Annotated in this window: 19 protein-coding genes; 9 read left to right on the top strand and 10 right to left on the bottom strand. The window is 55.2% G+C overall.

The window, feature by feature from the left end; all coding sequences use genetic code 11:
• Positions 1-99 precede the first annotated feature (99 nt).
• The gene (locus FQ179_RS20055; protein ID WP_149399111.1) at positions 100-678 is read left to right on the top strand and encodes a DJ-1/PfpI family protein; all 579 of its coding nucleotides are present in this window, start codon (positions 100-102) and stop codon (positions 676-678) included.
• 230 nt (positions 679-908) lie between these two features.
• Here the strand turns inward: FQ179_RS20055 and FQ179_RS20050 are convergent, their stop codons facing one another.
• From FQ179_RS20050 to FQ179_RS20030, 5 genes are all read right to left on the bottom strand, one after another.
• Positions 909-1,892 (bottom strand): tripartite tricarboxylate transporter substrate binding protein, encoded by a 984-nt coding sequence (locus tag FQ179_RS20050; RefSeq protein WP_149399110.1) that lies wholly within the window; start codon positions 1,890-1,892, stop codon positions 909-911.
• A 74-nt stretch (positions 1,893-1,966) separates the two neighbouring features.
• Positions 1,967-3,457 carry an AMP-binding protein gene (locus FQ179_RS20045; RefSeq protein WP_149399108.1) on the bottom strand — a complete coding sequence of 497 codons (1,491 nt, stop codon included), beginning with the start codon at positions 3,455-3,457 and terminating at the stop codon, positions 1,967-1,969.
• Positions 3,454-4,356 carry an SDR family oxidoreductase gene (locus FQ179_RS20040; protein WP_149399106.1) on the bottom strand — a complete coding sequence of 301 codons (903 nt, stop codon included), beginning with the start codon at positions 4,354-4,356 and terminating at the stop codon, positions 3,454-3,456. The genes FQ179_RS20045 and FQ179_RS20040 overlap by 4 nt, the downstream gene beginning before the upstream one ends.
• Before the next feature lie 192 nt (positions 4,357-4,548).
• Positions 4,549-5,478: a LysR family transcriptional regulator gene (locus tag FQ179_RS20035; protein ID WP_255475080.1), complete on the bottom strand. Its 930-nt coding sequence runs from the start codon at positions 5,476-5,478 to the stop codon at positions 4,549-4,551.
• A gap of 131 nt (positions 5,479-5,609) precedes the next feature.
• Positions 5,610-6,302 (bottom strand): TetR/AcrR family transcriptional regulator, encoded by a 693-nt coding sequence (locus FQ179_RS20030; protein ID WP_188074671.1) that lies wholly within the window; start codon positions 6,300-6,302, stop codon positions 5,610-5,612.
• A 174-nt stretch (positions 6,303-6,476) separates the two neighbouring features.
• Here FQ179_RS20030 and FQ179_RS20025 point away from each other — a divergent pair, with 174 nt between their 5' ends.
• Genes FQ179_RS20025 through FQ179_RS20015 form a run of 3 tightly spaced genes read left to right on the top strand, consistent with a single transcriptional unit; the run spans position 6,477 to position 12,233 of the window.
• Complete coding sequence (locus FQ179_RS20025) at positions 6,477-7,583, top strand: efflux RND transporter periplasmic adaptor subunit (protein WP_188074670.1); 1,107 nt, start codon at positions 6,477-6,479, stop codon at positions 7,581-7,583.
• Between the two features lie 10 nt (positions 7,584-7,593).
• Positions 7,594-10,746 (top strand): efflux RND transporter permease subunit, encoded by a 3,153-nt coding sequence (locus tag FQ179_RS20020; RefSeq protein ID WP_149399100.1) that lies wholly within the window; start codon positions 7,594-7,596, stop codon positions 10,744-10,746.
• Positions 10,743-12,233 (top strand): efflux transporter outer membrane subunit, encoded by a 1,491-nt coding sequence (locus FQ179_RS20015; RefSeq protein ID WP_149399098.1) that lies wholly within the window; start codon positions 10,743-10,745, stop codon positions 12,231-12,233. The genes FQ179_RS20020 and FQ179_RS20015 overlap by 4 nt, the downstream gene beginning before the upstream one ends.
• Before the next feature lie 60 nt (positions 12,234-12,293).
• On the opposite strand, the gene FQ179_RS20010 is transcribed toward FQ179_RS20015, so the two are convergent.
• From FQ179_RS20010 to FQ179_RS19995, 4 genes are all read right to left on the bottom strand, one after another.
• Positions 12,294-13,976 (bottom strand): iron ABC transporter permease, encoded by a 1,683-nt coding sequence (locus FQ179_RS20010; protein ID WP_149399096.1) that lies wholly within the window; start codon positions 13,974-13,976, stop codon positions 12,294-12,296.
• Between the two features lie 14 nt (positions 13,977-13,990).
• Positions 13,991-15,076, bottom strand: a complete 1,086-nt coding sequence (locus FQ179_RS20005; RefSeq protein WP_149399094.1) for an ABC transporter ATP-binding protein — start codon at positions 15,074-15,076, stop codon at positions 13,991-13,993.
• 79 nt (positions 15,077-15,155) lie between these two features.
• The gene (locus FQ179_RS20000) at positions 15,156-16,190 is read right to left on the bottom strand and encodes an ABC transporter substrate-binding protein (protein ID WP_149399093.1); all 1,035 of its coding nucleotides are present in this window, start codon (positions 16,188-16,190) and stop codon (positions 15,156-15,158) included.
• A 277-nt stretch (positions 16,191-16,467) separates the two neighbouring features.
• Positions 16,468-17,394, bottom strand: coding sequence for a LysR family transcriptional regulator (locus FQ179_RS19995; RefSeq protein WP_370459909.1), 927 nt, complete (start codon positions 17,392-17,394; stop codon positions 16,468-16,470).
• 112 nt (positions 17,395-17,506) lie between these two features.
• Here FQ179_RS19995 and FQ179_RS19990 point away from each other — a divergent pair, with 112 nt between their 5' ends.
• The 3 genes from FQ179_RS19990 to FQ179_RS19980 are packed head-to-tail and all read left to right on the top strand — an operon-like array spanning position 17,507 to position 20,701.
• Complete coding sequence (locus FQ179_RS19990) at positions 17,507-18,706, top strand: CaiB/BaiF CoA-transferase family protein (protein ID WP_149399089.1); 1,200 nt, start codon at positions 17,507-17,509, stop codon at positions 18,704-18,706.
• The gene (locus tag FQ179_RS19985; RefSeq protein WP_149399475.1) at positions 18,706-19,731 is read left to right on the top strand and encodes an NADPH:quinone oxidoreductase family protein; all 1,026 of its coding nucleotides are present in this window, start codon (positions 18,706-18,708) and stop codon (positions 19,729-19,731) included. Before FQ179_RS19990 ends, FQ179_RS19985 begins: the two co-directional genes overlap by 1 nt.
• Positions 19,718-20,701 carry a tripartite tricarboxylate transporter substrate binding protein gene (locus tag FQ179_RS19980; RefSeq protein ID WP_149399087.1) on the top strand — a complete coding sequence of 328 codons (984 nt, stop codon included), beginning with the start codon at positions 19,718-19,720 and terminating at the stop codon, positions 20,699-20,701. Before FQ179_RS19985 ends, FQ179_RS19980 begins: the two co-directional genes overlap by 14 nt.
• Positions 20,702-20,757: 56 nt before the next feature.
• On the opposite strand, the gene FQ179_RS19975 is transcribed toward FQ179_RS19980, so the two are convergent.
• A complete protein-coding gene (locus tag FQ179_RS19975; protein ID WP_255475079.1) occupies positions 20,758-20,889 on the bottom strand; it encodes a hypothetical protein in 132 nt (43 codons plus the stop codon).
• Between the two features lie 328 nt (positions 20,890-21,217).
• On the opposite strand from FQ179_RS19975, the gene FQ179_RS19970 reads away from it, so the two are divergent.
• Both FQ179_RS19970 and FQ179_RS19965 read left to right on the top strand, forming a co-directional pair.
• Entirely contained in the window at positions 21,218-22,882 is a 1,665-nt protein-coding gene (locus FQ179_RS19970; protein ID WP_149399085.1) for a GMC family oxidoreductase, read from the top strand.
• Between the two features lie 167 nt (positions 22,883-23,049).
• The gene (locus FQ179_RS19965; RefSeq protein WP_223146306.1) at positions 23,050-23,658 is read left to right on the top strand and encodes a hypothetical protein; all 609 of its coding nucleotides are present in this window, start codon (positions 23,050-23,052) and stop codon (positions 23,656-23,658) included.
• Positions 23,659-23,716 lie beyond the last annotated feature (58 nt).

Raw genomic sequence — 23,716 nt, 5'->3', positions numbered from 1 at the left:
TGCCGCTACGTGCTAGTCATAATGCCAGACGCCTTGGTAAGATTACTGCAGTATCGCTAGGTTTTTTTCGCTGCTGCTGCCAACTAACAAGGAACCGAAATGAGCAAGAAAATATTGATGCTTGTAGGAGACTACGCCGAAGATTACGAAACCATGGTGCCGTACCAAACACTGCTAACTGTCGGCCATACCGTGCACGCGGTGTGCCCCAATAAAAAAGCGGGCGACACGGTGGCTACAGCCATCCATGACTTTGAAGGCGCACAAACCTACAGCGAGAAGCCAGGTCACCGGTTTGCCCTGAATTATGACTTTGACAAGGTAGACCCGGCTGAGTACGACGCGCTGCTTATCCCCGGCGGTCGTGCCCCTGAATACCTGCGCATGGACGACACGGTGCTCGACATCGTGCGCCATTTTGATGCAACCAAAAAGCCTATTGCCTCTGTGTGCCATGGCGCCCAGTTGCTGGCGGCTGCGGGTGTTCTTAAAGGGCGTACCTGCTCAGCTTACCCAGCCTGCGCCGCAGAGGTTCAGCTTGCCGGCGGTACCTATGCCGACATACCCATTGACCAGGCCCACACCGATGGCAATCTGGTCAGTGCACCGGCCTGGCCGGCGCACCCTGCCTGGATGGCCCAGTTTCTTAAGGTGCTGGGAACAAAAATAGAGACTTGAACTTGTTGGAAAGGCTGGCTGGTTATCACACCTGTCCTGCTCGCTCAAACTGCATGGATAATTCGTAAGCGTCCGCCCAGCCCGTTAAAGCGACCTTGAGCGGGTGCTTATGAAGACTCAGTGTCTGAAAGAGCCGGAAACAAAAGCAGAAACCTGAGCCTGCCTTGAACGCTGACCTGAAGTGTAGCCTTATGCAACTTGGAGACAGGTCAGCCGTTTCGATGTTTTGCTTAATCGAGCTTGATCTGGTTCTGTTCGATCACTTTCTTCCACATCTGCCGGTCTTTTGACACATAGGCTTCAATTTCCTTCTTGTCACGAACCGGCTGCATCACCATGCCACCTGCTTCCATTCTCTGGCGGATGTTCTCGTCAACGATGGCTTTGCTAATGGCCTCATGCAAAATGGCTTTGTTTTCGTCCGACACGGCGGCCGGCGTAGCAACACCAAACCAGGTGGCTGCCTGAAACCCCGGAACAGCGCTTTCCGCCACGGTCATGGTATCGGGCAGAACGGGTAGGCGTTTTTCAGACGCAACTGCCAGGGCCTTTAGCCTGCCTTCTTTGATAAAGGGCAGCGAGGTAATGATCCCATCTACCATGAGCTGAGTGTCGTTTGCGACCAAAGACGACAAGGCCGGCGCACTGCCGTTGTAGGGCACATGTACGATATCGAGTTCGGTGGCGCTGACCAGCATTTGGGTGGCCAGTTGTAGTGGGTTGCCAAGACCGACCGATGCGTAATTGAGCTTGCCAGGATTTGCCTTGGCATACTCAATGAATTCAGGCAGCGTGTTGGCGGGTACATCTTTGCTGGTAACAACAACCAGTGGCATTTCCAGGACAATGCCAATGACCTCAAAATCTTTGACCGGGTCATACTCGATTGTGCTGTACAGCATGGGGTTTAGCACCATGCTCGAGTTGCTGGCAAGAAACAGGGTGTAGCCGTCGGGTGCCGATCGGGCCACCATGTTGGCGGCGATTCTTGTGCTGGCACCAGGCTTGTTCTCGACAATAACGGGTTGCCCCAATGTCTTGCTCATATGTTCAGCCATCAGGCGGCTGAGCATATCCGCACTGCCACCTGGCGTATAGGGCACAACCAATTTAACTGGCCGATCAGGAAAGCCCGCCAAAGCAGGAGTCGAGATCATTAATGCGATTGCTGCTGTCGTCAAAAGGCGCAGGCTTTTTGTAAGAGTAGATGCCATGTTGTCTCCGAGTTATTAAAAATTGATTATTAAAATGGGCATCAAGGCCCTGGTTCACTGTAAACGTCTTGGTGTCATACCTTGGTTTTTTGCCCAGCCCAGTATTCAGATCTAAGCTTGCGTTTCATGATCTTGCCGCTATCGTCTCTGGGCAGATTAGGGTGTACGCGTATGTCGCGCGGGATCTTATAGCCCGCAAGCCGGGGCTTGAGCCATTGCCGAAGCGCGTCTTGGTCGAGCGGCCGTTCGTCGGCAGTCTGTATCAATGCAAGAAGCTGTTCACCGTATTCTTGGTCGGGTATGCCAAAGACCACGCAGTCTGAAACGCCTGGGTACTGAAAAATATGCTGTTCGATTTCTGCCGGGTAGATATTTACGCCGCCTGAAATAACCATGTCAGATTCTCGATCACATACATACAAATAGCCCTGCTCGTCGACAAAGCCAAGGTCTCCAAGGCCGATCAGGCCTTGCTGTTCGATTTCTGCCCGTGCTCCCGGGTTACCGCGATAGGTAAAGTCTGCATAAGCTTGCTGGCGTACGAAGATGCGACCCACTGTGCCAGGTTCGGCAGTGGCGCCGGTTTCGTCGAGTATGCGGACGGTGGCGCCTGGCAAAGGTCGGCCTACGCTGCCTGGTCGCTCCAGTGCCTCGCTCGAGTCGATAAGGGTTACGAGACCAGCTTCGCTGGATGCATAGGTTTCATAAATAACTGGGCCAAACCATTCGATCATGGCCCGCTTGACCTCGATAGGGCACGGCGAACCCGTCGAAACGACAAACTGCAGTGAAGAAACATCGTAGGTGTTGCGCTCGGCCGCAGACAGTCGCAGCAAGCGCACGTACATGATGGGCACCATGTACAACGTCTCTATACGGTGTTGTTGAATCAGTTGCAAGATTTCGTGCGGATCGAATCTTTCCGTGACCACAAATGTGCTTGCCTTGAGCAGCGCCATCTGCGTATACAAGCTGGGGGCGCTGTGATAAATAGGTGCAGACAACAAAGCACGAACGCCTGGGCGCAGGCCATAGGCTTGTGCGACCAACGCCTCCGATGTTGCTTTTCGGGCTTGCAATTCATCAGCAGGAAACGGGTAGCGCACCACGCCCTTGGGTTTACCGGTCGTGCCTGAGGTGTACGCCATATGGCCGCGCGGCGCTACCTCTGGCCCGTTGAAAACACCATGGCTGTCTCGCCAGGGGACGTAGCCAAGTTCACTTTGGTCTGCGTCAATAAGAAAAACCCGTACCTTGACCGGGATCTTCTCGCGTACACGCTCAAAAAATACGCTATCGGTAATGAGAACACGGGCGCCGCTGTCTTCCAGCAGATAGGCGACCTCGTCGGGAGTGAAATGCCAATTGATGGGGCAGTAATAACAGCCTAATGTGCGCGCTGCCAGGATAATTTCCAGGTAGGGCATGCAGTTTCTGAGCATGACCGCAACCGTGTCGCCTTCGCGCACGCCTGTGCTGGCGAGTGCGCTGGCTGTCTTGAGGGCATTTTCTGCCAGTGCGGCTTTAGAAAGCTGATCTTTGCCGGCAACAATGTAATCGTTCATGCCTTGACCTGTGCTGTACGCTGTTGTTTGTCACCCGCCGTTCTTTCCATGGAGGCCATACGTGCAGCGCTCCAGTCTTCGTCCGTCCAGTCAAAGTACTGTTTGTAATAGGCGCCATTGGCGAGCCAGTCTGCTCCATCGAGTGCAATCGTCTGGCCGTTGATCCAGCCGTTATCTTCGGCCAGAAGAAATGCGGCGAGGTCGCCGATATCTTGCCCTGTTCCTAGTCTTTTCATGGGGTTCTGATCAATAATCTCTTGAGAATCCGTGTTTTTTGGACGTAACCGCGCGGAGGCGCCTTCGGTTGGTATTACCCCTGGGGCGATGGCATTTAGGCGTATGCCATACCGACCCCACTCAACGGCCAGCGATTTGGTCATAGCATCAAGTCCGGCTTTTGACATGGCGGATGGCACTACAAATGGTGAACCCGTCCAGATCCATGTAACTAGAATAGAAACCACAGACCCTGGCCGTCCCGTTGCTATCCAGTGTTTGCCTGCGGCCTGCGTGACATAAAACGACCCGCGAAACACGATATCGGCAATGGCGTTAAACCCTCGCGGCGACAGGCTTTCTGTTTTGCTGATGAAGTTTCCGGCGGCGTTATTGATCAGGCCATCTATGCCACCGTGGTCGCGCCAGATTTCGTCCATCATTGCATTGACGGCGTCAACGTCGCGAATGTCGACGACGTGAGACCAGGTACGAACGCCGTACTTTTGGCTTAGCGTTGCCGCAGCCTCTGCAACGATGCCTCCTCTTCGCCCACACAGGTGAATATTGGCACCCAGTTGCGCCAGCTGTTCTGCCATGGCAAAGCCCAGCCCTGTCGCACCTCCGGTAACAAGTACGCTCTTACCTTCGAAGAGTTGTGGGCGCAGGGTGCTGGTTTGCATGGAAAGGTATCCTGTTGTGGGCCTGTGAGGCGTATTGATGAACCTCACCAGAGTATCAATGAGTGATCATGGAAACAATGGCATTAAATACACATACACTGTGTACTGTGGTGAGACAATAGACGTGCGCTTAGGGCACGAATATGTAGGCATGCACCTTTCAGGCGTTTCAACCTATCAGGCAATAACGCGCTAGCGTAATCCAGGGTTACGCGTTTCGCTGTAGTCACCGATTAGCTTTCGCAACTCTCTGCGGAAAAAATCAATAACCATGGTGACGGCTGATGACGGGTAGGGGTTTCGGGTGGTAAGTATCCACAATCTGTCGCCAGGCCCTTCTACTTCATGGCCCGGCAGCACTTTCTGCAAGCTTCCCTCACGTATTTCTTCTTGCACCATATAGTTGGGCAGAAGCGCAACGCCTGCACCCAAAACGGCGGCTTGCTTGAGAAAAGAAAAATCTTCAGTCTGAATTTTTGGCTCAAGAAGAATATGTTTGCGTTGAGCATCCACCTTGAAAGTGATGTCGGCGAGCGGCCCTTCGCACGGTGGGCATAGGTAACAGGCCTTGGTGAGATCGTTGGGTTGGGCAATTTCGGGTAATGTGGAAAGATACTCAGGTGATGCATACAGGTGCCACTCTACCTTGCATACTTCGCGCGCCACATAGTCTTGGGGCGGGTTGCTTACTACCCTTAAGGCGATATCAATTTCAGACTGCAATAAGTCACTGACCCTGTTTGAAAACAGAATGCGCAGCCGTAGATCGGGGTATTGTCTGGACAGATCGGCCATGAGCGGACGCAGGTTCAGAGAACTTAAACCGGTGGGCAAGCTGATGCGTACGTAGCCCACTGGCATGGCACGCAAGGTGCTTACTGCAAGCTGTGCTGCCTCGACCTCGCCAGCAATGCGCACTGCATGCTCGTACACGATTCGGCCTTGTTGGGTCAGCTCTATGTGGCGTGTTGTTCGCCGCAGCAGCTGTGCGCCCATGGTGGCTTCGAGTTCTTTTAGTTTGCGGCTAACAAGAGAGCGCGTTATGCCATGGCGTACCGCCGCTTCGCTAAGCGTACCTGCATCGACAATGGTGGCAAACAGATTGAGCAGGTTTAAATCCATGGGCGGTCGCCTGAAAATAATGCTGAACAAGAAGGTTTATCGCAGCCGTCTTCGAATGCGTTTAGCCAGCGCGGCGACGCCGCATGGCGTGGCGTTGGCGAACAGACCCTGTGCAGAGCAACATACCGCCTTTAGCGCTGCAATGCGATGCGCTCAAGAAAATAGGCAAGAATTTGCTCGGCATGGTGGTCGTCGGCATGAGACTGGCCAGGCAGATGGTACATGCCCATGCCATCGCCCAGGGCCATAAAGCCCAGCGCGAGCTGCTCTGCAGGAAGCGGAAGCGTCAAGCCCGTGCGCGCAGCAAACTTGTAAACGTATTGGGTAATTGTGGCCAGAATGTCTTGTTGAAACGCATTGAACTGCGTACAGAAATTGGCATCGCGGCTGGCATGCAGCCTGGCTTCCAGCCATAAGGTATAGAACTGGGTGTCGCGATAAATGCGGCTGTAGTAATGGATGAGCTGGGTTTCTATGGGCGAGCGGTTGCCATCGACGGCGAGTGCGGGTTGGTCGTGAGTACCGACGAGCTCGGCTGCGACACGGTGACTGACGGGGTGGTCTGGTGTGTCTGGGTTGTCGAGTATGGTTTGAAGACCCGCCAAAATGCGCTGATGATCCCGTGTGAGCAATTCAATAAACAATTGCGTCTTGCTTTTGAAATTGGAGTAGAACGCACCGCGTGAATAGCCGGCGGCCAGAGTGATGTGCTCGACGCTGGTGGCACCAAAGCCTTTTTTCACAAAAAGGGCCTGTGCCGCATCGAGCAGCCGTTGCTGGGTTTGGGCCTGGCTTTGTTGGCGTGTAAGGCGGACTTTTTTCATAAAAACATCATAGAACATTTTTGTTTCGAATACATGTTTGTATTTGAATTCATCTATGAATTAGAATAGACCTCATTTGGGGCGTCGGTTTATGTGGGCGCGCCACCGCTTCCGCTTCTACGTGCCCGTGTTATCGGCATACCAACTATTTTTATTTATTTCATGACTTCTGCCATGACGCATTCTGCCTCACGCTGGGTATATCGCCTCGCTGCCATTGCCTGCAGCACACTCGTGCTGGCTGCATGCGGCAAGCACGAAACTGACGTAGTTCGGCAGAAACAGGTGTCTGTTGTAAACGTGTCAGCCTCGTCGGGGCCCGGCCAATGGCAGGTGCCAGGGCAGGTGGGCGCTCGCGAAGAAACCCCGCTGTCTTTTCGCACTGACGGAAAAATCATTGAAAGGGCTGTGCGCCTAGGCGATCAGGTTGCAAAAGACCAGGTGCTGGCCCAGCTTGACCCGGTGCCGGCCAGGCAGGGCCATGACAGCGCACAGGCTCAGCTGGCTGCTGCACGCAAAGGGTTTGAGTTCGCGACCAGTCAGCGCAAGCGTGACCAGCAGCAGGCGCGTGCCCAGCTAATCTCGCGTGCTCAGCTTGAGCAGAGCGAAAACGCCTATGCCCAGGCCAAGGCCGCATTAACGCAGGCAGAGCAGCAGGCTGCCCAGGCTTCAGATCGGCTTTCCTATACCAAACTTAAGGCCATGCACGCAGGCGTTATCACCGCCGAGCATGCCCAGACCGGCCAAAATATTGCGCCGGGCCAGCCTGTGTATTCGCTGGCGTGGTCCGAGGGCAAGGATGTTATCGGCGATATCCCCGAGCGCTTGCTGGCGTCTGTGTCGGTAGGCCAGCAGGCCAGTGTTCGGCTTAATGCCCTGCCAGATCAGGTGTTCCCGGCCACGGTGCGAGAAATCGCCCCTGCAGCCGATCCGGTCAGTCGCACTTTCCGCGTAAAACTCACGCTTGATCCGGATGCGGTCCAGGCTCGACTTGGCATGACGGCAACCATCTTGTTTACTTACGCCGAGGATGCGGGCGCATCACCCCGGTTCAGCTTGCCGGCAACCGCTTTGTTTCATGACGGTGATGTGCCAGCCGTGTGGCTGGTGCAACAGTCTGACAGCACACTCGTATTGCGCCAGGTTACCGTCATCAGCCAGGGGGCGAACACCGTTGAGGTCTCGGGAGACCTCAAGCCTGGTGACATGGTTGTGGCACAGGGGGTTCATACGGTGTCAAAGGGCATGAAGGTCGTGGCATCGCAAGAGCAGGCATCATGAAGGGCGAAGCATGACCAGTTCTGAAGGTAACGATGCGCCGGGGCGGTTTAACCTCTCGGCCTGGGCCCTGCAGCACCGCGCTCTGGTGGTGTTTCTTATCATCTTGCTTACCGTTAGTGGTGCGCTTGCCTATACACGCCTGGCGCAGTCCGAAGACCCGCCGTTTACCTTTCGCGTTATGGTCATCAAAACGCTTTGGCCGGGGGCGACAGCCAGACAGGTGCAGCAACAGGTATCGGATCGCATAGAGCGTACGCTGCAAGACATGCCTTTGCGTGATCACACGGCCAGTTACTCGCGCCCCGGCGAATCCACTATTTTTTATTTCATGAACGATGCCGCGCCGGCCAGCAAAGTGCCTGACGAGTGGTATCAGATACGCAAAAAAATTGGCGACATGGCGGGTGAGCTGCCATCGGGCGTTATCGGCCCTTTCTTTAATGACGAATTTGGCGATGTTTACACCAATATCTATGCACTAAAGGGCGATGGGTTTTCGCCAGCCCAATTGCGTGATTACGCCGACAAAATACGCACGGTTTTGGTGCGGGCTAAGGGCGTGGCCAAAGTGCATTACTTTGGCGATCAGGAAGAGCGCATCGTCGTGCAGGTGCCAAATGCCACGCTGTCGCAGTCGGGCCTGTCTCCACACCGCATCGCCGAGGCCATTTCCGCACAAAATGCCATGGCCTATACAGGCGTAGTTACCACCGCAAACGATCGCGTGTTTGTCAGGCCAACAGGGCAGTACGATCAGGTTCAAGCGTTGGCCGATACACTGATCGAGGCCAACGGGCGGCTGGTTCGCCTGGGCGATGTTGCCACCATTGAACGTGGCTATGAAGACCCGCCTTCCACGCAAATGCGCTACCAGGGCCAGCCAGTGCTGGGCATTGGTGTTACCGCCAGCAAGGGCTTTGACGTGGTGCATCTGGGTAAAAACCTGGATGAGCTGGTTGCGGGGGTACGCGATGCACTACCCGCGGGGCTGGCGTTGGATGAAGTGGCCAGCATGCCCGAGGCAGTGTCCACGTCTGTTGATGAGTTCTCGCGGTCTGTGGGCGAGGCGGTGATTATTGTGCTGCTGGTTAGCCTGGTTTCGCTGGGGCTGCGTACAGGCATGATTGTTGTTATTTCTATACCCGTGGTGCTGGCATTGACGGCCTTGTTCATGTACTGGTTCGGCATAGGCCTGCACAAGGTGTCTTTAGGTACGCTTATCTTGGCCCTCGGGCTGCTGGTCGATGATGCCATTATTGCCATCGAAATGATGGCGGTAAAGCTGGAGCAGGGCTGGGATCGCACACGGGCGGCGGCGTTTGCCTATACCAGTACGGCGTTTCCCATGCTTACCGGCACCCTGGTTACGGTGGCAGGCTTTTTGCCCATCGCATTGGCCGAATCAAGTACCGGCGAATATACCCGTTCTATTTTTCAGGTGTCGGCCATTGCACTGCTGGTCTCATGGTTTGCCGCCGTCATATTGATCCCGCTACTGGGGTATGCCTTGCTCAAGCCGCGCCTGCTGCCAGAACAGTCACAGCAGAGCGAGGCCGGGCACCAGGTTGATGAGCATGATATCTACGCATCAAAGTTTTATACACGCCTGCGAGGCTGGTTGCGCTGGTGCGTTACACGCCGCGTTCTGGTGTTGCTGCTGACCGCCTTGCTGTTTGCAGCAGCCATGGTTAGCTTTCAGTTTATTCCCAAGCAGTTTTTTCCAGATTCAGAGCGCCCCGAGTTGCTGGTTGATCTGCGTCTTAGGGAGAGCGCTTCGTTTCATGCCACGCTTGATCAAGTGGAGCGCCTGGAAACGTTGCTTAAAGGCCGGGATGAAATCGATCACTCGATCAGCTTTGTTGGCACGGGGGCGCCTCGCTTTTATCTACCCCTAAATCAAGAATTGCCTCAGAGCAATTTTGCTCAACTTGTGGTGACCGCCAAGTCGATCCAGGACCGTGAAGCACTCAAAAAGTGGCTCGATGTTGAGTTGGCCGAGAAGTTTCCGGCCGTCAGAGGTAGGGTGTCACGGCTGGAGTCTGGCCCACCCGTAGGGTTTCCCGTGCAGTTCAGGGTAAGTGGCGATGATATCTCGCAGGTGCAGCGTCTGGCCTTGCGGGTTGCCGAGGTCATGAAGTCTAACGCCGACGTGCTGAACGTGCAGTATGACTGGGATGAGCCGTCAGCGCGCTCAAGCCGTTTTGAAATTGACCAGCAGGCAGCGCGTCGTCTGGGTGTATCGTCGAAGGATGTCTCTGATTTTCTGGCGATGACACTCTCGGGCTATACCGTGTCGCAATATCGTGAAGGCGACAAGCTGATACGTATCGATTTGCGCGCACCAGAGCATGAGCGTGCCGACCCGTCGAGCCTTATGGGGCTTTCATTACCTACGCCCAATGGCCCGGTGCCGTTATCGGCGCTCGGCACCATGACTAACGGGCTGGAGCATGCCATTATTTGGGAATACGATAGGCAGCCCACTATCGTCGTGCGCTCGGATGTGGCTGCGGGTGCCGAGGGCATCAATGTCACACAGTCTGTGGACCAACAGTTGAATGATCTGCGGGCCGAGCTGCCCCTGGGCTATCGTATAGAAGTGGGTGGGTCGGTTGAGGCCAATACCAAGGCCGAGCAGTCTATCTCCGCAAAAATGGTGTTCTTTGTGGTGGCGGTGCTTGTCATACTGATGCTGCAGCTTCAAAGTTTTTCACGCGTGATGCTGGTGGTACTGACTGCGCCGCTGGGGCTAATTGGCGTGGCTGCCACCCTGCTCATTTTTGGTCAGCCGTTTGGCTTTGTCGCCATGCTGGGGGTAATAGCCATGTTTGGCATCATCATGCGCAACTCCGTTATTTTGGTTGACCAGATCGAACAAGACATCGCGGCAGGTCATGGCCGTTTTGACGCCATTATCGATGCTACGGTCCGTCGCTTCAGGCCTATTACACTGACCGCTGTGGCGGCGGTACTGGCGCTTATTCCATTGCTTCGCAGCACGTTTTTTGGCCCCATGGCGTCTGCGCTCATGGGGGGCATTACCAGCGCCACGATACTTACGGTTTTCGTCCTGCCGGCGCTTTATGCCTTCGCGTTCAGGGTTCGCAATAATGAGACCACTGCAGCGCGCGCCTCGTCAGCGCATCAGGAGCATGCATCGTGATCAAGTCAATACATAGCGCAGCGCGGGTTGCGGCCATGGGCGTGGTAATGCTTGCAACCGGGTGTGCGTTTGGCCCTGGCAAAGAGTTGCCCGAGGTGGCGCAGCCAAACCAGTATGGTACCGAGATCGCGCCCGAGCTCACGGTTCAGGCCCAGGGTGTGGCCCAGCGCATTGTGCCGGTGCCGTCGCCTCAGCCATACTGGTGGCGTGCCTATGGGTCTGATGCACTTAATCAGCTTGTCGATGAGGCTCTGGCCAACAATCTTGATCTCAAGACCGCAACACACCGCCTGGCTGCAGCACGTGAACAGTGGGTGGCTCAAACGGGTGCCACCACGCTACCTACTGTTGGGGTGGGTGGCGATGCGGCGCGTCAGCGTGCGCTGGGTTTGCCGGTTCCGGGTACGCCCGACACGTGGCTGTACAACACGTTTGTCGGCCAGGCAGAGGTACGCTACACCTTTGATCTGTTTGGGGCTATTCGCTATGACAACGAGGCGCTGGGCGAGCGTGTAGGTCAGCAGGCCTATCAATTACAGGCAGCCCGCAATGCCGTGGCGGCCAACGTGGTGTCGGGGGTAATCACTCTGGCAGGCACGAAGGCGCAGATTCGCGAAATGAAGCGCATTATCGAACTGTCGGAACATGATGCCCGCGACCGTGCCCGCCAGGTCGAGTTGGGTGCTGCCTCCCGTACGGCACTGCTTGATGCACAGCGCATTGCCGCTGCGCTGACGGCGCAGTTGCCCGGCCTTCAGGCACAAGCGCGCGCCTCACGTCATGCGCTGGCCGCGTTGCTTGGCCGTACGCCTGATCTTGCACCCTTTGATATCGGCTTTGATCAGCTCTCGGTGCCTGAAACTGTGCCTGTTGTTGTGCCGTCTGCCTTGTTGCTATCGCGCCCCGATATTGCGGCGGCGGGTGCTGCCTTGCGAGCAGCCTCTGCCGATGTGGGGCTGGCCACAGCAAATATGTTTCCACGTCTGAGCCTTTCGGCCAGCATGGGGCAGGCCGGCTTTGACTGGTCTACGGCGGTGTCAGGTGCGGGAGCCATATGGAGCGCCGCTGCATCATTAACGGCGCCACTGTTCCAGGGGGGTGCGCTGCGCGCGCAACGCCGTGCGGCACTGCAAAGTTATGAAGCCGCCGTATCGTCTTACCGTCAAACGGTTTTGTCGGCCTTCCAGGAGGTGGCTGACGCGCTTGCCGAGCTGGAACACGGCAACCAGTCGCTGGCGGCGGCTGACGCGGCATGGCGCGCGGCTCAGGCGCAGTACGAAAGCACTAACATGCAGGTGCAGCTGGGCGCGGTGCCACCGTATGTGGCGCGGGCCACGGCACAGCAGGCGTCGCAGGCGCATCAGGAAGCCTTGCGCTTTGCCACAGCCCGTCTGCTTGAAACCGCCAGGCTATTTCATGCCATGGGCGGCTTGGACGATGCGCGTGACGATACCCCACAGCCGCCAGCCACCGAGTCGTTGCAATAAGATACTTTGCTTAGCCCATACAAAACAACACGCCGTCGGCACCGACGGCGTGTTGTAGGGCTACATCCCTTGTCGCCGCTTAAAATATGCGCCGGTATACATCGCCAGCATGACCAGCCCCGTGGAGATCAGAATCATGATGATGCCAAGGGCAGACAGTTTGCCCCAGAGCCCGTCTTCAGCGTAGTTCAGAATCTGCACCGCCAGCACCTCGGTGCCTGGACGCGACAGCACAACGGATACGGTCAGCTCACGTATAAACATGGTCGCCATCAGTATCCACGCCGACACGACGCCTGGTATTAGCAGAGGCACAATAATGCGGCGCATCGTAGTCAGCGAACTGGCCCCGCACACTTGCGAAGATTCTTCCAGGTGGGCATGTACCTGCACAAAGGCACTGGACAGCGGCCTGATGCCATAGGGCAGGTAGGCAGCGATATAGGCCAACAACAACGCTGTCAGCGTGGCATACAGCGGTGTCTGCACAAAAAACCACATAAAGCCTATGCCGATTACGATGCCGGGAAACGAAAACGACAGAAAGCTCAATGTGTCGAGCAGGCCTGCCGCACGCGTACGCAGTTTGACGACAACATAAGCAACAAACAGCGATAGCAGCACTCCCAGGGTGGCACCCACAATGGCCAGGAAAAGACTGTTCTTGAGTGCCAGTTGTGAGATGGGATCCTGCATCACATCGATCCAGTTTTGCCAGCTCATCATGCTAAATGCTTTAGCGCTGGGCACCATGGAGTAAGGAATCATCGAGGTGTACAGCAACACCGCCACCGGCAGCACAATCATCAACACACAGAGCACGCCAACAACAATAAACAACGGTGTCTTGGCACGCTTGAGCTCAATCATGGTCGGCTTGAAACCGCGACTGGAAATGGTGACGTATTTGCCGCTTTCTGACGTAAGGGCGCGGTAGAGGACGATCAGGCCTATCGACGCTGAAAGCACGCTCATGCCCAGTGCGGCCGCCTTGCCGTAATCTGGCGCAAACCCTGTCGATATCATCTCAAACAGATAGGTGGCCAGTACGTCAACACGGCCTGGCGTACCCAAGACCCGCGGCACGGCATACGAAGCCAGACTGCGCACAATGGCCAGAATGAATGCGGCAAGTAAGGCGGGGCGCAGCACAGGCAGGGTGACGCGCACCAATGTACGCCAGACACCGGCACCAAAAACCCTGGACGACTCTTCAAGCGATACGTCAAAAGAAGCCATGGCCGGTGCAATGATCAGATAGGCAATGGGCATGTTCAGCAGGCCCTCTACCAGAATCATGCCCCACAACGAGTAGATGTTAAGTGGCGCATCTTCCAGCCCGAACATGCTCTGCAGCACCATGTTGATCAAGCCATTTGAGGGGTTGAGCAGCAGGGCCCAGCTTACCGCGAACAGCAGATGGGGAATCATCATCGGCACAATGGACAGCACGGTGAACACGCCTTTAAAAGGCATATTGGTGCGTGTGTTCAGGTAAGCCAGAAACATGGCCAGCACTGTGGAGAACAGTGATGAGCCGATGACAAAAATAAGGGTATTAAGCGTAACCTCAAAAAGATACGGGTCGGTATAGGCGGCTACATACTTGGCCGTCGTGAAGCTGCCAAAGGCGGTCAGGCCCTCAGAGAAGCTGCCAAGCAGCAGCATCAGTACCGGACATAGCGTCAGAAAACCCACAATGACGATAAGCGTCCAGGTAAGCGGCGTGCGCGACTGATTCATGGTTGTGCGCCCTTTTATGCCGACAACAGCAGGCAGTGGGCCGGGTCCAGGCTAATGCTGACCTTGTCGCCTTCTTTAACCTGTACATCGGGATCAATACGCGCCAGTAGCTGTTCATCACCCACCTGTATCTCGGCCTCGTACACTTCGCCGACAAACTCCAGCGATGCAACGGTGCCCTGGACAATGTTCTGGCCGACATTAGCAGCATGGCTGGTAACGCGAACAAATTCGGGGCGTATGCACAGCGTTACCTCGACACCCAGCGCGAGATCGCGTGACTGGCACTGAATCGAGCCCAGACCACACTGGACTACAGTGAGGCCGTTTTCTTGTGCGGTTACGGTCGCCGTGATCTGGTTGGCGCGGCCAATAAAGTCTGCAACAAAGCGGTGGTCTGCATTGAAATAGATTTTTTGCGGTGAGCCGATCTCGACGATGCGGCCAGCGCGCATGACGGCAATCGCGTCTGACAGTGCAAGCGCTTCGACGCGGTCATGGGTTACGTAAACGGCAGTGATGTCCAGCTCGCTGAGAAAACGGCGTAATTCTTTGCGGGTTTCTTCGCGAAGTTTGGCATCAAGGTTGCTTAACGGCTCGTCAAACAGAATGACCTTGGGCTCGGCAACCAGTGCCCGGGCCAGTGCCACCCTTTGTTGCTGCCCACCAGACAGCTTGGTGGCAGAGCGCTTTTCTACGCCTTCAAGTTGTACAAACTTAAGCGTGCGCAATACTTTTTCGCGGATAACGTCTTTGCGCTCGCCACGCACTTGCAATGGGTAGGCGATGTTATCGAACACGGTCATGTGCGGCCAGATGGCATACGTCTGGAACACCATGCCCAGCCCGCGCTTTTCAGGCGGAACAGCAATGCCTTTGGCTTTGGACCACACCACTTCACCGCCAATGCGGATCTCGCCTTCGTCGGGTGTTTCTAGCCCGACGATGCAGCGCAGCAACGTTGTCTTGCCACAGCCACTGGGACCCAGCAGTGTAAAAAACTGGTTGGCGGGAATGGTCAGGTCGATGTGATCAAGCGCCTTGACTGTTTTACCCTCTGAGACATAGTTCTTGCAGAGGCCCTCGATCTGGATTTCCATTTTTTATTCTGATCCGGTAAATGCATGACGAGGCGCCTGGGCGCCTCGTGTAGTGAAAATTGTTTATGAGTGCGGCAGCTTACCTGACCGAGAAAATCTTGCCAAATTCACGGCCCCACTTTGTGAGCTCTTCGTCGCTCAGATCGCGCACGGGCTGAACGTCGGCCTTGTCCATGCCTTCGATAGGCGGATGCACGCCCGGTGCCAGCACGTATTCGCCCACTTTATTGGCAAGAATGCTCATGGCTTCTTTGCTTAGCCAGTAGTCAAGGAATACTTTGGCGGCGTCGGGGTGTGGCGGCTTGGCGGTAAGCGCAATAGCGCGCGGCGAGCCCAGCAAGGGCTGCCCTGACTGTGGTCCCCAGGCCAGCGGTGCGGGCGCTTTGGTCACAATATATTTGGGCATAGAAATGGCGATTAGTTTTTCACCACTTTCTATCGGTGCAGGCGTGGGCCCAAAGGAGGCGACAAACATGGGGTTGTTGGCGGCCAGGCCCTTCAGATACTGCATCCAATCGTCTTCGCTTTTAAATACTTTTTCTTTAAGACCTACCAGCCAGCCTATTGTCGATGCGTGGCTTGAAGGGTTGGCCATGACGATTTTGCCTTTCCATTTGGGATCGGCAAGGTCTTCGTAACGTGCCGGTGCATCGGCTTTTTTGACGTGATCGGTGTTGTACAGGTATGAGACATACTCAATGCCAAACTGAACAATAGCGTCATCTGCAGTGGCCCACTCGGGGTAGCCCTGCAGTGAAGGCGAGCGATAAGGGGTCAGCACGCCGTGCTCTTTGAGCATTTGCAGCATGGGCAGCGGGGCCTGCACGACGTCGGCAAGCAATTTGCCTGCATTGAATTCGGTAAGAATCGTGGGAATGAATTTGGAGCTGGAAATGCGGGTGTACTGACCTTTTACGCCCGTGGCACTTTCAAACGCCTTCATTATGGGTTCAACAGCCGTAATGTTGGCGTAGAACACTGCCTGGCCCTCTGCCTTTGCCTTGTCCATCATGGCCGCGTCTGCGGCGCGGGCCAGCGGTATGCCACCTGCAAGACTGGTAACGCCTGCGGCGCCGGCCAGTTTCAGGAAATAACGACGGTCGAATTTTTCCATGATTTTCTCACTCCTTTGATTGGAAATGCGGCTGCTGCGTGGCCGGCCGCTTTGTTTGGGATGGTAATCGTTCGGTACTCACTTATCAAGAAAGCTTGTAAATAGACCTGAAGTGAATGAGAGTCAGGCACGCAGGGAGCGAGCGTTTATGCCAACGGTTTTGCACATGTGCGCCATTGCTGATGCCGAAGGTGGCAACTAGACTGGAAGCGATTCACAATTTCATCCACTATTATGCGGTCGACCATAATTGATGACATCGGATTTGCTTGCTCCCTTAGAGTGACCGTCGCCAGCTCGGCTCATGCGTGCAAATCTGCTTCGTGATGTAGTCCATAAGTGTTCGCGTTGCCAGCGTGGTGTAGCGGTTGGGTGCAGTAAGCAGATAGAGGCCGTTGCCGACGCCTTCGGGCTCATACTGCGGCATGATCTCTTTTAGCGTGCCTGCTTGCAGGTTTCGCCATATGGCGTAGCGTGGCAACAGGGCAACCCCAAGACCGGCCAGGGCGGCTTCAAGCAAATAGGGGTAGTCGCCCGACTGCAATCGTGGCGCGGCGCGCATCACTAGTTGCATACCGTCTTTTTCTAGCTTCAGGTCAAAGCGTTTGCCCAACGACGCGGGTGCAATCATAGGGCACTTTATTAGCTGTTCGAGTGACTCGATGTCGCCTGCCTTGGCGACAAAGGCCGGGGATGCACAGAGGCTCCAGGCGATATTGCAGATACGGCGGGCCACATGATCATCGGGAGGCGTCGAGGTAATTTTGAGGGCCAGGTCGACTTCTGCGTGAACGACATCACCGATAAAGTCATTAATAAGCACCCGCAGCGAGACGTCGGGATACTCTTTTGCAAACTGCAGCAGCACTTTTGTCAGATACAGGTGCCCTAGCCCGGTAGGCAAGCGTATGCGAACGTCGCCACGCACCGACTTGCCAAGGCTATCGATGGAAGCGCGGGCCATTTCCATTTCTTCGAGCATACGCAGCCCGTGCGCGTAAAGCAGTTGCCCCGCCTCTGTGACTTCGGTATGGCGGGTCGTGCGTCGCAAAAGCTGGGCACCCACAGCCTGCTCCAGTGCTTTTAACTGGCGTGAAGCATTGGACCGCGTCATACCGGTACGACGCGCCGCTTCGCTGAGGTTATGACACTGAACCACGGCCACAAATAATTTGAGCAGGTTCAGATCCAGCTTATTGTCCATTATTACTCAACATTAAAGTCATAATTTGCGTAATTGTAATCATAAAATTGCAATGCTAGGATGAATTCTTGCATCTGCAGCGTGTTTAACAGACTCAAGAAGAAGCCATTACGTGAAACCCTTATTGCCGTTTTCCAAGCTGTCCGTACTCGACATTAGTCAGGGTATTGCTGGCCCCTACTGCACCGAAATACTCTGGCAGCAGGGCGCCCATGTCATCAAAATAGAGCCTCCCGAAGGTGACTGGGGGCGACATGTAGGTGCGGCACGCAATGGTCACAGTTCCTTATCGATTAGCTATAACGCCGGAAAACAAAGCGTGTGTGTTGATGGACGAACGGCTGAAGGCAAACAGGTATTGCGCCGGCTTGCTGCGCAGGCAGATGTTGTTGTACAAAATTTTCGCCCTGGCGTGGCAGAGCGCCTGGGAATGGGCTACGAAGACCTTATCAAAACTAATCCGGGCCTGATTTATGTGTCGATAAGTGGTTATGGTGTCGATGGGCCTTACGCGCATGCGCCGGCCTCCGATTCGGTGATGCAGGCTGATTCTGGTCTGATGTTTGCCAACCAAGACGCGGCAGGCTCGCCCCGCAGGTTGGGCATGCTAATGGCCGACATTGCCACCGCTTTGTATGCCGCGCAGCAAACCTCGGCCGCTCTGTTTCACCGTGCAATGACCGGAGAGGGCATGCATCTGAAACTTAGCCTCTTCGAAGCATGCGCTGCCTTGCAGGTAAACGACATTACGGCTTTCGGCCTGGAAGGTGAACGTGTGCCGGGGGCGGTCAGTGCGCCAAACGGCATATTCGATACCGCTGACGGAGCAATATCTGTATTGGCGCTCAATAATGACCAGTTTGCACGCCTCAGTCGTGCGTTAAATCGCCCTGACTGGCTCAAGGACGAGCGTTTTGAAAATAACGAAAAAAGGATGGTGCATCGCGGCGTGTTGCATCAACAGGTAGGCGAGCAGTTACGTGAACAAATCACGCAACACTGGATGGCGCTGTTCAGTGAGCATGATGTGCTCCATGCGCCTGTTCGCGATTACACCATGCTTGCTGCTCACCCGCAGGCAGAGCATCTTGGCATGTTCCAACCAGTTGAACAGCCCGACGTGGGCCTGCTGAATCTGCCTGGCTTGCCAGGCGCGGGCCTGCATCGCCCGTTGCAGGCGTCACCGAGGGTTGGTGAGCACACAACAGCGATTCTGAGCAATGCCGGGTTTAGCGCAGCCGAGATTTCTCAGTTGCTTCAGGCCGGGGTAATTAAACAGGCAGCACTTACGACAAATGAGGTAACGCAATGATGCGAGCGCTGCAATGTGCGCAGTATGGCCCTGTAGAAGATGTTCAACTGGTTACGGTTGACAAGCCATCGGCACCTGGCCCGCACGAAGTCATTCTGGAAGTGGCGTATGCCAGCGTGAGCCATGCCACCGGCCTGATGATAGAAGGCAAATATCAGACCAAGCCAGCACTTCCCTTTACGCCTGGCACTGAAGCCGTAGGCCGGGTTGTGTCGGTGGGGCAATCCGTCACTAGGCTAAAGCCCGGCGATAACGCGGTGGCAATCGCCAACTGGGGCTGTTTTGCCGAGCAGATCAAGGTGCCCGAATACACGGTTTACCCATTGCCTGAGGGGTTGCCGCTACTGGCAGCACTGCCCATCCCGATTTCTTATGGAACCGCCTACACGGGTTTGCTGTGGCGCTGCGGTTTGCAGCCGGGTGAAACCGTGCTGGTTCTGGGGGCAGGTTCTGGCGTTGGTCTGGCCGCTGTCGAGGTAGCCAGACAAATGGGGGCCGATGTGATCGCCTGTGCGAGCACGCAAGAAAAACGCGAGACGGCGCTGGCGCGTGGGGCACAGGCTGTTGTCGTACCCGGGCCAGACATGGCGGCGGATGTAAAGGCGCTGACGCAAGGGCGTGGCGCGGATATTGTGGTCGACCCTGTGGGCGGAGAGCTGTTTTCATACGCGGTGCGGGCAGCTGCTCACAACGCAAGGTTGCTCAGCATAGGGTTTGCCAGTGGCTCTTTGCCTGTCGTGCCTTCCAATATTTTGCTGGTCAAAAACCTGACCTTGCATGGGTTTTTCTATGGGCGGTTTATTGGATGGACCCCGGCCGACGAGCGTGCCGTACATGCCCCCGCCTTGCAGCAAGCCATGCGAACCATGCTGAACTGGGCCAATGACAAGCGTATTTTGCCGGAGATTTCGCGGGTCTATGCAATTGACGAATTAAGCAGTGCACTCGATGCGCTTCACTCGCGCAAGGTTATCGGAAAATTAGCCATATCAATACAACCGGAGACAATGAATGAAGATCACTAAAAAAATAACGGCCGTGGTGGCCCAGTGTGCCATGTTGGCCATTTGCGCAAGTGGCGCGGTTAACGCTGCAGACGCCTACCCCGACAAGACAATCAAGATGGTCTTGCCGTACCCGCCAGGTGGGCCCACAGATATCATCGGCCGCAGCGCATCCATCGCCATGTCCGAGATACTGAAGCAAACCATCATCGTGGACAACAAGGCCGGCGCAAGTGGCATGATCGGCGCAGACTCCGTGGCCAGGGCAGCACCAGATGGCTATACCATTTTGGCCAATGCATCGCTGCACGTTATTTACCCCAGCATCTACAAAAGCATGAGCTTCAATTCGTTTGATGACTTCGTGCCGGTGTCGCAACTTGCCGCCGTGCCCTTGGTGTTGGTGGTGCCCAAGAACTCTTCTGTGCAGACACCAAAAGATATTGTTGAAATGGCACGTCAGGGCAAGAAGAGTCTGAACTTTGGCTCTGCCGGAACAGCTTCGGCTCAACATCTTTCAGGTGAACTGTTCAAGCAGAAGTCAGGCACAGACATGCTGCATATTCCGTACAAGGGCAGTGCGCCTGCCCTTACTGATCTGATAGGCGGGCAGCTTGATCTGATGTTTGATTCTATGCCGTCTGCCATGCCTTTTATTAAATCAGGGCAGCTGCGGGCTATTGCCGTAACAACGCCCCAGCGCGTTGCGGCATTGCCTGACGTACCCACCATGGCCGAGTCCGGCTACCCTGGTTTTGATACCAGCACCTGGTACGCACTATGGGCGCCAAAAGGCACGCCCGACGCCATTGTGCAAACCTTGAGTAAAACAGCTAACGAAGCGGTGCATACGACCAAGGTGAAAGAGCTGTATGAGTCTATGGGTGCTCAGCCTGTTGGATCTTCGCCCGAAGAGTTTGCCGCGTATGTGAAATCAGAAGCTGCAAAGTGGGCCAAGCTGGTTGAACTGGCTGGTGTTCCTAAGCAATAGCCTTTGCAGCATACTGGCTGCAACGTCTTCCAACCTGATGCGCTGCACGTGTTGCATCAGGTTGGCTTATTGCCTGCAGGCTCGAAGCTGCCCAGGTATTGAGTAGGGCGTCGTAGTGCAGGGTCAAAGGGGTTGATCATGCTGCCGATGCGATCTGCCTCGGCACGCAGCAAATCGACCCATCTCAAAGTGCCTAACGCCACCCCCATCTTGCAGAGCGATGGCGACCAGCGTCTTGGGCATGTGAGCCATCATGCCTGCCTATATGTGTTGCTTAACGCGCACACCACAAGTTCTGGTTGGTTTTGTTGCCAGACTGTTGATAAAGTGTGATCTGGGCACAAAGCTTTGTGCCAAATAATTATACGTATTTGACAATGGCAGGGGCCTCTGTTTTGGGCGGCATTCCAGATCTGCCATAAGTCATTCTATTATCAGTTGTGCGGCGTGCACAGACGGGGTGCATTGGGTGCCCCGCCAGTAAGCAGCGCTGGCCGCGCAACAGCGAGGAAGACAATGGCAAACCTGGAATTCGATTATGTAATCGTCGGTGCCGGCACGGCGGGTTGCCTGCTGGCTAATCGCCTTAGTGCGAACCCGGCCCATCGGGTGCTGCTCATCGAGGCCGGTGGTAAAGACAATTATCATTGGATACACATTCCGGTAGGCTACCTGTACTGCATCGGCAACAGTCGGACAGACTGGCTGTACAACACAGAGCCCGACCAGGGGTTAAACGGTCGCGTACTGCGGTACCCCCGAGGCAAAACACTGGGTGGGTGCTCAAGCATTAACGGCATGATCTACATGCGCGGCCAGGCGCGTGATTACAACCATTGGGCTGATCTTGTGGATGACGAGGCATGGCGCTGGGAAGCATGCCTGCAAAGCTTTAAGGCTCACGAAAACCATTACCGACTTGATCGTAGTGCAACATCAAGCGACACGGAGCGCCAACAGTTATCCAGATTTCACGGCTCAGGCGGCGAGTGGCGGGTAGAAAAGCAGCGCCTGCGCTGGGACATACTCGATGCTTTTGCACAGGCCGCGCAACAGGCGGGTATTCCGGCTTCTGACGATTTCAATAAAGGGGTAAATGAAGGCGTCGGGTATTTTGAGGTCAATCAGAAGAGCGGCTGGCGCTGGAATACCGCTAAGGCGTTTCTGCGGCCTGTCTGCATGTCACGGCCCAACTTTATGTTGTGGACGTCGTCGAGCGCAAACACCCTGTGCATGGAGCGTGGTGCCGATGGCGCTTTGCGTTGCACTGGGGTTCAGGTAGTGCACAAGGGCGAGCTGGTAACGGTCAAGGCAAGCAAAGAAGTGGTGCTCAGTGCCGGAAGCATCAATACCCCCAAGCTGTTGCAGTTGTCAGGGGTGGGGCCAGCGGCATTGCTGGCCAAGCATGGCATTGAGACCGTGTTGGATCGTCCGGGCGTAGGCTCGAACCTTCAAGACCATCTTCAGATCCGTACGGTCTTCAAGGTAGAAGGCGTTAAAACGCTTAATACACTGGCCAGTTCGGTACTGGGCAAGGCGGCCATTGGGCTTGAGTATATGTTTACACGTAGCGGGCCCATGAGCATGGCGCCCTCCCAACTGGGTGCGTTTACGCGCAGCGACCCGTCTAAGCCTTATGCCAATATTCAATACCATGTGCAGCCCTTGAGCCTGGAGGCATTTGGCGATCCGTTGCATACCTTTAATGCCTTTACGGCAAGCGTTTGCAACTTGAACCCCACCAGTCGCGGAACGGTACAAATCAAATCAAACCGCGTTGAAGACGCACCAGCCATTTCCCCCAACTATCTGAGCACGCCAGAAGACCGCCAAGTCGCCGCAGACTCTCTGCGCGTTACGCGCAATATTGTTGCGCAGCCGGCGCTGGCAAAGTTCAGGCCCCAAGAGTTTAAACCTGGTGTGCAGTTTCAGACCGATGAAGAGCTGGCACGTCTGGCAGGCGATATAGCCACAACCATTTTTCACCCGGTTGGCACGGCTCGCATGGGCCGCGTCGACGACCCATTGGCCGTGGTGGATGCACACCTGCGCGTACACGGCATAGCCGGCTTGCGTATTGCGGATGCCAGCATTATGCCGACGATTACCAGCGGCAACACCAACAGCCCGACGCTCATGATTGCCGAGAAAGCGGCGCAGTGGATTATGGCGGAAGCCTGAAGGTATGTGGCCGCGTGCGCGTGCTCTGCTTGTATTGTGTGAAAACAATGAAGGGCGGCGTTACGGCTGGTCTGCGTCAGAGCGTAAGCCCAGCGCCCGTCGTCTTTCCTTAATAATGATAGCTAAGTGATTAAGGCCAGCGGCAGGCGGGCCATGAGGAGAGCTGTTTGGCCATTGAACAAGCGTTGACGCCACCGATTTCTGCGCCTGAGGCGTTTGTACATGTCCGAATAATTATCGGTATTGTTCTTGGCCTTTGCATATCCCGAGTACTGATTGGCTCAGCCAGTTTGGTGCAGCACCCACATCGAAAAAGAACATGTTTCACCCACATAGCCTGGGTTGCCTATGCGCTGCTGTCGGTGGTGCACTTTTGGTGGCTGGAATTTAACTTGAGAACGATCCAGGTCTGGAACTTCGAAACTTATCTTTTTATTATTTTTTTTGCCGCCTTGCATTTCCTGTTGTGTGCCATGCTGTTCCCAGAGCACATGCAAGAATATGCGAGTTATCACGATTATTTTATTTCACGCCGCAAATGGTTTTTCGGACTGCTGATATTGATCCAGCTGGCTGATGTATATGACACTGTCCTCAAAGGTTGGGATCATTTTTACAATTATGGCGTCGAATACCCATTGGCCGTTACCATTATTGTTGGTCTTAGCATTTTCGCGATGTTGACCAGAAAGGCGTGGTTTCATGCATGGTTTGCTGCGCTGGCTTTGTTGTATGCAATTACCTTTTCACTGCGGCATTTCAGCACGCTAGGCTGAATTACTGCGTCGCGTGTCGATATACTCAATAATACGTGTGCAATATCGTCCAAAATAG

The organism is Pusillimonas sp. ANT_WB101 (assembly GCF_008369125.1).
GTDB lineage: Bacteria > Pseudomonadota > Gammaproteobacteria > Burkholderiales > Burkholderiaceae_B > Allopusillimonas.
This window is presented reverse-complemented; position numbering and strand designations above follow the sequence as displayed.